General features: G+C 66.9%; 15 protein-coding genes. 9 read left to right on the forward strand and 6 right to left on the reverse strand.

The window, feature by feature from the left end; genetic code table 11:
* Nucleotides 1-102 precede the first annotated feature (102 nt).
* The 4 genes from DIS04_RS19355 to DIS04_RS19370 all read left to right on the forward strand — a co-directional run bounded on the left by DIS04_RS19355 (nt 103) and on the right by DIS04_RS19370 (nt 3,173).
* A complete protein-coding gene (locus tag DIS04_RS19355; protein ID WP_111415430.1) occupies nt 103-1,086 on the forward strand; it encodes a sugar kinase in 984 nt (327 codons plus the stop codon).
* Nucleotides 1,087-1,111: 25 nt separating this feature from the next.
* Entirely contained in the window at nt 1,112-2,095 is a 984-nt protein-coding gene (locus DIS04_RS19360; RefSeq protein ID WP_111415431.1) for a 2-hydroxyacid dehydrogenase, read from the forward strand.
* Nucleotides 2,096-2,183: 88 nt separating this feature from the next.
* Nucleotides 2,184-2,534: a hypothetical protein gene (locus DIS04_RS19365; RefSeq protein WP_245904636.1), complete on the forward strand. Its 351-nt coding sequence runs from the start codon at nt 2,184-2,186 to the stop codon at nt 2,532-2,534.
* 93 nt (nt 2,535-2,627) lie between these two features.
* The gene (locus DIS04_RS19370) at nt 2,628-3,173 is read left to right on the forward strand and encodes a COG4315 family predicted lipoprotein (RefSeq protein WP_162623123.1); all 546 of its coding nucleotides are present in this window, start codon (nt 2,628-2,630) and stop codon (nt 3,171-3,173) included.
* A 209-nt stretch (nt 3,174-3,382) separates the two neighbouring features.
* On the opposite strand, the gene DIS04_RS20540 is transcribed toward DIS04_RS19370, so the two are convergent.
* Both DIS04_RS20540 and DIS04_RS19380 read right to left on the reverse strand, forming a co-directional pair.
* Nucleotides 3,383-3,712, reverse strand: coding sequence for a hypothetical protein (locus DIS04_RS20540; protein ID WP_162623124.1), 330 nt, complete (start codon nt 3,710-3,712; stop codon nt 3,383-3,385).
* Between the two features lie 384 nt (nt 3,713-4,096).
* Nucleotides 4,097-4,519 carry a hypothetical protein gene (locus tag DIS04_RS19380; RefSeq protein WP_111415433.1) on the reverse strand — a complete coding sequence of 141 codons (423 nt, stop codon included), beginning with the start codon at nt 4,517-4,519 and terminating at the stop codon, nt 4,097-4,099.
* A gap of 463 nt (nt 4,520-4,982) precedes the next feature.
* Here DIS04_RS19380 and DIS04_RS19385 point away from each other — a divergent pair, with 463 nt between their 5' ends.
* From DIS04_RS19385 to DIS04_RS19395, 3 genes are all read left to right on the forward strand, one after another.
* Nucleotides 4,983-5,681 (forward strand): HAD family hydrolase, encoded by a 699-nt coding sequence (locus tag DIS04_RS19385; protein WP_111415434.1) that lies wholly within the window; start codon nt 4,983-4,985, stop codon nt 5,679-5,681.
* A gap of 124 nt (nt 5,682-5,805) precedes the next feature.
* On the forward strand, nt 5,806-6,180 hold the full coding sequence (locus DIS04_RS19390; RefSeq protein ID WP_111415435.1) for a translation initiation factor Sui1: 375 nt from the start codon (nt 5,806-5,808) through the stop codon (nt 6,178-6,180).
* A gap of 13 nt (nt 6,181-6,193) precedes the next feature.
* Complete coding sequence (locus tag DIS04_RS19395; RefSeq protein WP_111415436.1) at nt 6,194-6,595, forward strand: YbaY family lipoprotein; 402 nt, start codon at nt 6,194-6,196, stop codon at nt 6,593-6,595.
* Here the strand turns inward: DIS04_RS19395 and DIS04_RS19400 are convergent.
* The gene (locus tag DIS04_RS19400; protein ID WP_111415437.1) at nt 6,567-7,439 is read right to left on the reverse strand and encodes an NAD-dependent protein deacetylase; all 873 of its coding nucleotides are present in this window, start codon (nt 7,437-7,439) and stop codon (nt 6,567-6,569) included. The genes DIS04_RS19395 and DIS04_RS19400 overlap by 29 nt on opposite strands.
* Before the next feature lie 112 nt (nt 7,440-7,551).
* Here DIS04_RS19400 and DIS04_RS19405 point away from each other — a divergent pair, with 112 nt between their 5' ends.
* On the forward strand, nt 7,552-8,466 hold the full coding sequence (locus DIS04_RS19405; protein WP_111415438.1) for a nuclease-related domain-containing protein: 915 nt from the start codon (nt 7,552-7,554) through the stop codon (nt 8,464-8,466).
* Nucleotides 8,467-8,611: 145 nt separating this feature from the next.
* Here DIS04_RS19405 and DIS04_RS19410 read toward each other — a convergent pair whose 3' ends face one another.
* Nucleotides 8,612-9,949, reverse strand: coding sequence for a deoxyguanosinetriphosphate triphosphohydrolase (locus DIS04_RS19410; protein ID WP_111415439.1), 1,338 nt, complete (start codon nt 9,947-9,949; stop codon nt 8,612-8,614).
* 151 nt (nt 9,950-10,100) lie between these two features.
* On the opposite strand from DIS04_RS19410, the gene DIS04_RS19415 reads away from it, so the two are divergent.
* Nucleotides 10,101-10,280 (forward strand): hypothetical protein, encoded by a 180-nt coding sequence (locus tag DIS04_RS19415; protein WP_111415440.1) that lies wholly within the window; start codon nt 10,101-10,103, stop codon nt 10,278-10,280.
* Between the two features lie 89 nt (nt 10,281-10,369).
* Here the strand turns inward: DIS04_RS19415 and DIS04_RS19420 are convergent, their stop codons facing one another.
* Entirely contained in the window at nt 10,370-10,969 is a 600-nt protein-coding gene (locus DIS04_RS19420; protein WP_111415441.1) for a hypothetical protein, read from the reverse strand.
* A 53-nt stretch (nt 10,970-11,022) separates the two neighbouring features.
* A partial coding sequence (locus DIS04_RS19425; RefSeq protein ID WP_340148183.1) for a zinc-binding dehydrogenase occupies nt 11,023-11,572 on the reverse strand: 550 nt, incomplete at its 5' end.

Consider the following 11,572-nt stretch of genomic DNA (forward strand, 5'->3'; position numbering starts at 1 on the left):
TCTGGTTCGTCCCGCTCCGCCCCCTCCCGCCCGCGCAGGGCTCGACAAATGCGGCTGGGCGGCTTTCGATAGTGGCAGGACAACGAACGACCAGGAGACGCCATGAACGATGACTCGCTAGCCCCGGAAATCCTCGCCTTCGGCGAAGCCATGGCCCTGTTCGTGGCCGAGACCCCAGGCGCCCTGGAGGAAGTGGAGTGCTTCCGCCGCGGCATCGCCGGCGCCGACACCAACGTCGCCATCGGCCTGTCTCGGCTCGGTTTCCGCGTCGGCTGGCTCAGCCGGGTCGGCAGCGACGGCTTCGGCACCTACCTGCGCCGCAAGCTCGAAGCGGAAGGGCTGGACTGCCGCTACCTGAGCGACGACCCTGCACACGCCACCGGCCTGGTGTTCAAGGAACGCGCCGAGGGCGGCGCCGACCCGCGGGTCGAGTACTTCCGCCGCGGCAGCGCGGCCAGCCGGCTGTCGCCTGAGGATGCCGCCCGGGTGGACTTCTCTGCCGCCCGCCACCTGCATGCCACCGGCATCCCCCCCGCGCTCTCCGCCGGCTGCCTGGAGCTGACCTGGCACATGCTCGAGCAGACCCGAGCCCACGGCGGCAGCATCTCCTTCGACCCCAACCTGCGCCCCAGCCTGTGGCCCAGCGAGGCCGAAATGCGCGAGACGCTCAATGCCCTGGCAACGAAAGCCGACTGGGTGCTGCCGGGCCTTGCCGAAGGCCGCCTGCTGACCGGCCTCGACACTCCCCGGGACATCGCCGCCTTCTACCTCGAGCGGGGTGCCAAGGCCGTGTTCCTCAAGCTCGGCCCCGAGGGCGCCTACTACCGTGGCGTGCTCGACGGCCACGAGGCAGAGGCCAGCGTGCCGGGCATCGCGGTCGACCGCGTGGTGGATACCGTGGGCGCCGGCGACGGCTTCGCCACGGGCGTGGTCAGCGCCCTGCTCGATGGCCTCTCGCCACAGGCCGCCGCCCGTCGCGGCAACCTGATCGGCGCCCAGGCCGTGCAGGTGCAGGGCGACATGGAAGGCCTGCCGAGCCGCGAACGCCTGCACACCCTCGAGCGCGATCTGCCAGACTTGGCGTAACCGTCAGCCACACCGGAGCGAGACAATGACAAAACGCATCGTCGCCTACAGCCGCCTCAAGCCCCCGCACCTCGACCAGCTCAGGCAGCGCTTCCACGTCGACTATTTCGAGGCTCTGGAAGGCGCTGACGATCCCGCCTTTCGCGAAGCGCTGGGCCAGGCCCACGGCATCGTCGGCTCGAGCCTTCTCATCACGCCCGAGCTGCTCGACGCGGCCCCCCACCTGGAAGCCATCGCCACCATCTCGGTGGGCTACGACAACTACCCCGTCGATGAGCTGACCCGACGTGGCATCCTGCTGTGCAACACCCCCGACGTGCTCACCGAGACCACCGCCGATACCGGCTTCCTGCTGGTCATGGCCGCGGCGCGACGCGCGGTGGAGCTGGCCGAGTACGTCAAGCGCGGCGACTGGCGGGAGAGCATCGGCGAGGCACAGTTCGGCAGCGACGTGCACGGCAAGACGCTGGGCATGATCGGCCTGGGCCGCATCGGCGCCGCCGTGGCCCGCCGCGGCGCGCTGGGCTTCGGCATGCAGGTGCTCTATTCCAATGCTTCGCCCAAGCCCGAGCTGGAACGCGAGCTCGGGGCCAACCGCTGCGAGCTCGACGAGCTGTTGGCGCAGAGCGATTTCGTCTGCGTTACCGTCCCGCTCACGCCCGAGACGACGCACCTGATCGGCAGACGCGAGTTCGGCCTGATGAAGCGCTCGGCGATCTTCGTCAACATCGCCCGCGGCAAGGTGGTCGACGAGGCGGCGCTGATCGGCGCGCTGGAGAACGGCGAGATTCACGCCGCCGGGCTCGACGTCTTCGAACAGGAGCCGCTCTCGCCGGAGTCGCCGCTGCCGCACATGGCCAACGTGGTGGCGCTGCCGCACATCGGCTCGGCCACCCACGAGACCCGCGACGCCATGGCCCAGCGCGCCGTGGACAACATCCTTCTCGCACTCGACGGCAGGCGGCCCATCAGCCTGGTCAACGAAACGGCCTGGCAACCAGCCGGCTGAGCCGTCCGACATTGCGCCGCAGCATGGTGTAGGCTAAGGGGGTGAAGATGACAGGGATGCCCCCTCTCACCGTCGACAAGGAGTCGCGATGCTTACCCCCTTTACTCCCATGCCTTACTCGCCGGCCCCGATGCTGGAGATATGGCGACTGGGCGTCATGGCCTTCGAGCTGTGGTCGACCTCGATGTCCACCATCGCCATGCGTCACGGCCTGTGGCAGACCCAATCGCCCACCAGCGGCCGCATGCTGCGCGAGAATCAGCGAATGGTGACAGAAAAGCTCGAGGCCGGCCTGGAAACCGGTTTCGAGCTTCAGAAGGCGATGTTGCAGATGGCGTTCGGCCAGTCGGCGCCCTGGTGGGTCACCAGCCGCCGCACCATGACGCCTTATCACCGCCGCAGCAGCGCCAACTCCAGAAGGCTGTCCCGCCGACGCTGAGTTTGCGCCTTTGTCGTGACGCTAACTACAGTGAAGAAGGCACCCTGACAAGGAGAGGTCGCCATGAAGTCGTGCGTGCTGGCAGGCAGCATTATGGCTGCAGCTTTCGTCATCGCCCCGGCCCTTGCCGAGCCGGGCGCCTCCGAGAGCGGCGAGAACGACGATCCGATGCAGGTGGAGGGCATGACCCCCGAAGAGAACGAGGATCAGCTGGACGCCGCACCCGAGCCCCTCGACCAGGCCAAGGTTGGGATCCGCGAGAAGGAGCCCTACGGACGTTACCTCGTCAGCCAGGACGGCAAGAGTCTCTATCTCTTCGAACGGGATGAACAGGGCGGCGATTACAGCACCTGTGAAGAGAGCTGTGCCATTGCCTGGCCACCCTATACCACCGAGGAGCCGCCGTCCGCCGGCGACGGGGTCGACGACGATCGGCTCGATACCATCGAGCGCGACGACGGCGTACTGCAGGTCACCTATGACGGCTGGCCGCTCTATTACTTCGCTCGCGACGTCCATCCTGGCGACGCCCTTGGCCAGAGCGTCGAGCACCTGGGTGGCCACTGGTACCTGCTCTCACCGGATGGCAAGCCCATCGAGACCGAGGCGCGCGAACCCGCCGAGCCCGAGGAGCCCTGATCTCCGTTCTCTCGACGGCCCCCGCCCCCCGCGCCGCCGACAGGAATGAGCCGGGCACCGCCGCAATGCCACCTGAGCAGTGCCGCAGCGAGCGCGGTCGGCAGGAGGGCGGTGAGGAAGGGCTCGGCTGGCGAAAACTGTGACTGCAACGAGATCGCCCCCGGCGAAGCCGGGGGCGATCGGGGGGGAGAATCAAGCCTCAGAGGACATTACCAGTCCTGCTCGTCGTCCTCGTCGGTTTCCCACTCTTCCTCTTCATTCTCCTCTTCCCACTCATCGTCTGAGGATTCCCACTCTTCCTCTTCGTTCTCCTCTTCCCACTCGTCGGTTTCCCACTCTTCCTCTTCGTTCTCGTACTCGATGGTGTCGAAGTCAGCGCCGCCCTGAGCGTTACCGTCGGTCTCCGGAGCGGTCTCTTCCGGATAGGTCTCCTGCTCCTCTTCCTCGTCATGGAAATCGGCCAGGGCCAGCGGGCTGGCGGTCAGGCCAAAGGTGATACCGACGACGCCGAGCTTCTTGAGGAATTCCTTGGACATCATGTTCGTACCTCCAACGAAGTGTGAACTTGCTTTCCTGGATGTATTACCGAAATCGCAGGGATTCCGACGCACCCTGAACAAAGCGAAATACAGGCCAAGGATGCCAGGAAAAAGAAAAATCAATATATATCAGCAAGATAAGCGATCGACACTCTGTTTGTTCACCTTCGGTCGGCAGCGCGTGACGTGGAGAAAAATGGCACATGGGTAGAGAATGAACGCCCCACCCTCCGTACTTGCTCGAGCGGCCACCGGCAAGAGCCCATGCAAAGAACCGCCCCCGGCATGGCCGGGGGCGGTTCCGAGGCGGTTGATGGATCATCAACCTTCAGATGACGTCGCTGTCGTCCCTGATAGCGACTACCCTTCCCTGGGTATCAGAGATTACCAATCCTGGTCGTCATCCTCGTCCTCTTCCCACTCTTCCTCTTCGTTCTCCTCTTCCCAATCGTCGGAGGAGTCGTCGTCGAAGCCAGTGTCGCCTTCGGCTTCAGCACCTGCACCGGCCTCAGCGCCACCACCGGTTCCACCGGTTTCAGCACCTGCCTCGGTGTCGGCATCGGTACCCAGGCCGCTGTCGCCAGTCTCGGCACCCGCCTCGGCGCCGGTGTCAGCGCCGGCACCTTCACTGGTACCTGTATCGTCGGTGCCCATTTCGCCGCCTGCATCCTCACCGGCCGATTGCTCGGGCACAGCACTCTGCTCGTCCTCTTCGTCATGGAAATCGGCAAGTGCCAGCGGGCTGGCGGTCAGGCCAAACGTGATACCGACAATGCCGAGTTTCTTGAGAAATTCCTTGGACATCATGTTCGCACCTCCAAAGGAGTTGAACTTGAGTTTTCCTTGAAGCCGAAGCTTCTGTGGTCATGCCGGCGAGATCGATGTGGCTTTGCGGTGATCTCGTCCGCCATGTCTTGCTCACCCTGAGAGGTGCAGCACTCGGGCCAACAGGCCAGCAACACTTTAAAATCCTTATAAAACAATGATGTAGACAAACCCTTCAGGAGCCAGGATGAGGCCGAAATGCCGCGCGGAGGTGGAGCGTTCTGGCACATGAGACTGTTCTAGGCAACGCATTTCTCCCTTTTCGGGTGTCCCCCTTCGGCTTCCCCGGGAGCAGTGAGCAACAGGACTTGAATACGCTGCGCTTACGGGCAATACTTAGGAAACAGCGTTCGCAAACATGCGGCAGCCTCAACTTCACGACCCGCATGCCGATACAAGAGGTAATGGTGCTCGACAGTCACAGGACTGCGAAGGAAATCTCGGTATGATTCGCCCCCTATGCCTACTTTTCGATTGTGACGGCACGCTGGTAGACAGCGAGCCTCTGCTGGCCGCCGAGATGGCAGCCAGCCTGACCCGGCTGGGGCTCCCCTTCCAGGCCAGCGACTACATCGGCGAATTTCGCGGCAGCCGCTTTCGCAATATCGTGGCGGTTCTCGAGGACCGACACGGCCGCGTCGACCCGCTTCACCTGGCCGAGACCGAGACCGAGATGCGCAGCAACCTGAACCGTCGTCTCGAGACCGAGCTGACGGCCATCATGGGGGCTCGCGAAGCCCTGCTGGCACTGGCCAACTATCCGTGTGGCGTGGTTTCCAACGGCCCCGAGAACAAGATCGTCACCTCGCTGAAGGCCATCGGCTTCGCCGACTTCTTCGGCTCCCACCTCTACAGCGGCTACACCGCCAAGTGCTGGAAGCCCGATCCTCGCCTCTACCTTCACGCCGCCAGCATGATGGGCTTCGAAGCCGAGGACTGCATTGCCATCGACGATGCCCTGGTCGGTGTCAAGGCCGCCCTCGATGCCGGCATGACCGTGATTCACCTGAACCGCTACCCCGATGCCGAAGAGACCCCGGAAGGGGCGATCATGATCAGCAGCATGTACCAGCTGCCCACGGTGATCGAGAACCTGGCGCACGCCCGAGCCATGGACAACCGGCAGGTCGCCCACGCCCGCTGAGCCGGTTGCATCGCTCCGATTCACCTGGCTTTCCCGGCAGCACATGACCCACGTAGGCACACGCTGCCTCGAACGCTATCATCACGACAGCACCCTACCGACGTCGACAATGCCAGGAGTTTCCATGGCTTCACTGCAGGATCAGCTGCGCGGCCTGGTCTATTCCACCGAACACGGCGACATGTGCCCCCACTGCCGCCAGCCACAGCATGCCTGCCGCTGCGCCGAGCTGGCCGAGCGCGAGCGCCTCGCGGCTCTCGACGGCACCGTGCGCATTCGCCGCGAGACGAGTGGCCGCAAGGGCAAGGGAGTGACCACCATTGCCGGCCTGCCGCTGGGCGACGCTGAGCTCAAGGCGCTGGCCAAGACGCTCAAGAAGCGCTGCGGCACCGGTGGCTCGATCAACCGCGGGGTCATCGAGATCCAGGGTGACCATCGCGCAGTGCTCAAGGCCGAACTCGAGCGCCTGGGCTATACCGTCAAGCTCGCGGGCGGCTGAACGAGGAGTCGAGATGTCCTTTCATTTCTGGAAACTGCCCGATGCATCGCGGCTCGCAGCCGGTGTTCTTATGCTGCTGGCGATGGCTGGCTGCGCCGGCACGCCCGAGTTTGCCGAACTCGAGGCCCACGTCGAACCGCCGCCCGGGCTGGAGCCCACCGAGGATGCCGAACTGCGCGTGGAGCTGCGGGACGCTAGCGGCACCCTGGCGGAGACCCGCGCCACCCCTGGCGGCAGCGGGCCCTGGCCGGTCTCGCTGCGCTTCGACCGTCGCACCCTGGAGGAGGCGCGCTCGCCTCGGCTGTCGGCCGAACTGCGCCAGCAGGGCAGCCTGACGCATGTCACCTCCGAGCCGATCTCCGTCTCGACGCCCGGCGCAGGTCCGCTCAGCCTGCCGCTCGACCCCCGCCCGTAAGGGGGGTGGCGGCCACCGCCGCGAGCACCGCGCCCACCGGCGCCTCGAGCTTGAGCGAGTAGAGCGCATCGGCACGGGTACGGCCCAGGTTGAGGCAGGCGATCGGCTTGCCGGCCGCGGCCGCCTGACGCGCGAAGCGATAGCCGGAGTAGACCATCAGCGACGACCCCATCACCAGCAGGGCGTCGGCCTCGTCGACCAGGGCCCGGGCTCGGGCCACGCGTTCGGCGGGCACGCTGTCGCCGAAGAACACCACGTCGGGCTTCCAGATGCCCTCGCCGCAACGCCGACAGGCAGGCACGTCGAAGTCGCTGAAGTCGGTCTCGATCTCGGCATCGCCATCCGGCCGCAGCTCGGCCTTCACCTCCAGCCAGCGGGGATTGCGCTCGGCCAGCTCCGCATGCAGGTCATGGCGCATGCGCAAGGCGCCGCAGCCCATGCAGCGCACCTGCTCGGCGCGGCCATGCAGGTCGATGACGCATCGCGAACCGGCCTTCTGGTGCAGCCCATCGACGTTCTGGGTGACAATGCCGCGTATCTTTCCCGCCTGCTCCAGCCTCGCCAGGGCACGGTGGGCGTCGCCCGGCTGGGCGCGATGCAGGGTGCGAAAGCCTGCCAGGGCACGGGCCCAGTAGCGCTGCCGCGCGGCATGGCTGGCCATGAACTGCCGGTGCTGCATGGGCGGGGCGCACTTCCAGGCCCCCGTCGCATCGCGATAGTCAGGAATGCCGCTGTCGGTGCTGACCCCGGCGCCAGTGACCACCGCCAGACGCGGATGTCGGGCCAGGAACTCGCCCAGCCGTTCGACGGCTTCTGTCACGGCGGGCTGTCGTGTATCGTTCATCGTCTATCCGTCATGATGCAGTGCATTGCCTCGAACCTGACATGGCCCTGCGTACCTCAGGTTGTCTAGAATGTAATGCTTATGTGACCCCTACCGGCAAGGACGAATACCGATGGCCTGGCTGGAATACCTGCTGCCGCTCATTTTCCTGTTCCCGCTCGGGGCCATGGCCATCATCGTCATCGCCCTGCGCAACCTGCATGACGCCCGGGTTCGTTCGCCCTTCAACGCGCGCCAGCTTCGCGAGCCAGGCCAGGCCCTGCGCGACCGGCTCGATCGCGCCTTCGCCGCGCTGTTTCTCAACGGTGCGCTGGGCCCCATCCTGACCCTGGCGCCGCTGGTCTACGGCATGGGCCGCATGCTCTTCGCCAGCCAGCAGAACTGGCTCGAGTGGGCGCTCTACGGCGCGCTGAGCACGGTACTGGTGCTGGTCTACTGCTTCCTGCTGATTCGCGACTTCCAGCATATCCGGCGGATCAAGCTGGGGCTTGCCTGCGAGCTGGCCGTAGGCCAGGAACTGGAGCGCTTGGTGCGCCCCGAGGCCCACCCCTACTTCGTCTTTCACGACGTGCCGACCGATAACGACATCATCGACCATGTCGCCGTCACGCCCCACGGCGTCTTCGCGGTCGAGACCCGCGCCCGCATGCGGCCGTTCACCGCCGACGGTCGCGAGATCGGCCTGGTCACCGTCGAACCGCAGCGACTGCGCTTCCCCGGCTGGAGCGAACACCGTCCGCTGGTCAAGGCGCGGCGCGCCTCGCGCTGGCTGGCCAGCTGGCTCGAACGGCAATGCGGCCAGCCGGTACCGGTGCTGGGCGTCCTCGCCCTGCCCGGTTGGGACATCACCTGCGCCGGAACGCCGGATGGCCTGATGGTGGTCAGCGGCGACGCGCTCAGCGAGCAGATCAACGAGCGCCATCTCGGCGAACTCGACGCCACCCTGCACGACAAGGTGATCGCGGCGCTGATCGAGCGTGCCGCGGAGCTCGATCGCAATCCGCCGCCGAACGAACCCTCGATCTGACTCCGGTTCAGGCGGGTGGCGCAACGCCCCCCGGCCCTGAGATACCAGGCTATCACGCTCGAGGAAATCGGCCAGCCGGTCGCCGGCGATGCCTGGGTCGGCAGCAGGAGCGCCGGCCCGACCCAGAAGCCATGCCGTCACCCGCTCAGTCCCCCCTGAGGCGGCCGCCCATCTCCTGGGCCAGGTCCACCGCGTAGTGGTCGGTCATGCCGCCAATGAAATCGAGCATGCGCCGGTAGCTGTCGTAGAGCGGCCACGAGGGGCGCGGCGTGTTCTCGCCGATCAAGGCCAGCACACGCTGATGCTTGAAGCTCGCGTGGCCGGTGTAGTGCAGCTCGTGGGCGGCGCCGATGAAGGCCTCGAGCAGGATGCCGAGGGTGGTGTAGGCGCCGATCTCCAGCTTGGCCTTGCGTTCGTTCTGGAAGATCCGCTCGCGGGCCAGCTGCTTGGCCGCCGCCACGCCCCAGCCCAGGTCGGGGTGGCAGAGCTCGAGCAGGTCGGAGGTCAGGGTACCGCCCAGCAGCGCGGACTCGTGCTCGACGAACACGGCGCCGACGTCGTTGACCGCTCGCTCCATGGCGGCACCGCGAAGGGCGGCGATGCGGCGCCGCTGCGAGACGCCGTCGCGGGACATGCGTGCATAGTCCGCGGGAGGATCGCCGGCGATCTGCAGCAGCACGTCGGCCACCTCGTCGAAGCGCAGGATGCCCATCTCCAGGCCGTCCTCGAGATCCAGCAGCGCATAGCAGATGTCGTCGGCGGCCTCCACCAGCCACGCCAGCGGATGCCGGCACCAGCGCCCCTCGCCGCGCGGCAGCAGGCCCAGGCAGCGGGTCACGTCCTCCAGCAGCGGCCGCTCCGACTGGTAGCAGCCGAACTTGCCGGCACCGCCGCCGTGCTCGACGGTCCAGGGGTACTTGAGCAGCGTGCCCAGGGTCGCCGCCGTCAGGCGCATGCCGCCACGGAACTGGTTGTATTCGATCTGGGTGACGATGCGAAAGCCCTGGGCATTGCCCTCGTAGGTCAGCAGGTCGGCCCGCTCGCGCTCGGAGAGCCCCTCGAGCAGGCCGCTGCCGTCTCGCTCGGCGCGCTTGAACCAGTCGCGGATGGCGTACTCGCCGGCGTGGCCGAAGGGCGGGTTGCCGATGTCGTGGCCGAGGCAGGCGGCCTGCACGATCACGCCCAGGTCGGCCGGGGTGATCCAGCTCGGCAGCCGCTCGCGCAGCAGTTCGCCGACGATCATGCCCAGGCTGCGCCCCACGCAGCCGACCTCCAGGGAGTGGGTCAGGCGCGTGTGGATGTGGTCGTTGTCGGTCAGGGGGTGGACCTGGGTCTTGCGCCCCAGGCGCCGGAACGAGCCCGAGAAGACGATGCGGTCGTGGTCCTTGTGGAACGGGCTGCGGCCGATCTCGTCGCGACCGCTGGTGGGCTTGCCGTGCAACCGGGAAGGGTCGAGCAACTGCTGCCAGTGCATCTGCGTCATGGGCTTCCTCCTGAAGGCTCCATTCTGGCACCGACAGGGGCGCCATGACCATCGTCGGCCGCGCCGGCTCGCTTGTCGCCAACCGCTTGGGCCACCTAACTTGTCTGAACACGCTTCTTCATCGAGGCCGCAAGTCGGCAAGGAGGCAGGCATGGCACGCAAACCCGAGGCAACCCGCCCCGAACAGCCGGGCGACGAGGCACCCCCCGGCACGCCCGGCACCGGGCAGAACGTGTGCCCCGAGTGCAAGGGCGACGGCCGCATCGACAACCGCACCTGCACCACGTGCGGCGGATCGGGCTACGTCATCGAAGGAATCGGCGGCGGCTGAGCGTCGCCGGCCTGACGACGAGCCACGACAGAAAGGGCCGACTCCGCGGGAGTCGGCCCTTTGGCTTCGCAGGCACTCACCCGACCGTGTCAGTAGTCGTAGTCGCTGCCCTTGGTATAGCTACCGGTATCGCCATGGCGCGGTGCCGATGGCTGCAGGCGTGGGCCCGGGGAGCGGGCCGGCGAAGGCAGCGCCGCGGGGCGCGATGAGGTGCCGCCATGGCGCGCCGCCACGCCCCGGGCATGTTCCACGCCCCGGGGAAAGCCGCTGCGGCCGCGGTAGTCGGGCGTTCGCCCCGCCTGGTAGGCATGCCGCCGGGCCTGCGCCTGGGCACAGTAGAGGCTTGCCGCGCCACTTGCCCCCACCGCCAGCAGAGCCAGCTTCACGTTGCCGCGCTTGGGGTGATCGCGGTCGGCAAGCAGCGCCAGCAGCGCCGCCAGGTCCAGGACGTCGCCTGCGCTGCGCGCCCACAGCGCGGGCGCGGGGTGGACGGTCAACGCCCCGACCCCGGTGGCGACGCCGCGTGCGCCGCAGCTACGCACGATGGCCTCGGCGCCTTCGACCCCGAGGGTGCGGGTCACGCTGCGAGGGGCCAGCAACTGGCAGAGCCCCAGGCCGATGCCCAGCCAGCCGAGTGCTTTTGCCAGCTGATCGCTGGGTTGCAATGAACGGCGTCGATCGAGAGTCATGTTCACCTCCTTGTCGGTCAGGCGAGTCCTGCCAAGCGTGAATGCAGTCGCGCTCAGGGCTTGAGCACCACCTTCACGCAGCCGTCCTGCTTGTTGCGGAAGGTGTTGTACATGTCCGGACCCTGCTCCAGGCCGGCGCTGTGAGTCACCACGAAGGAGGGGTCGATCTCGCCCTCGTCGATCAGCCGCAACAGCTCGTCGGTCCAGCGCTTGACGTGGGTCTGGCCGGTACGCACGGTCAGGCCCTTGTTCATCAGCGGCCCCATGGGCACCTTGTCGATCAGGCCGCCATAGACGCCGGGGATCGAGAGGATACCGGCCGGGCGGCAGACGTAGATCATCTCGCGCAGCACGTGGGCGCGGTCGTTCTCCAGCATCATCGCCTGCTTGACCCGGTCGTAGACCGAATCGAGCGAGCGCGGCACATGGGACTCGAGCCCCACCGCGTCGATGCACTTCTCGGGGCCCTTGCCGCGGGTCAGCGCCTGCAGTCGAGCAAGCACGCCCTCCTCGTCGAAGTTGATCGTGATCGCACCGCCGGCCTCGGCCATGGCCAGCCGCTCGGGCACGTTGTCGATCACCACGACCTGCTCGGCGCCCAGC

The organism is Billgrantia lactosivorans (genome assembly GCF_003254665.1).
GTDB lineage: Bacteria > Pseudomonadota > Gammaproteobacteria > Pseudomonadales > Halomonadaceae > Halomonas > Halomonas lactosivorans.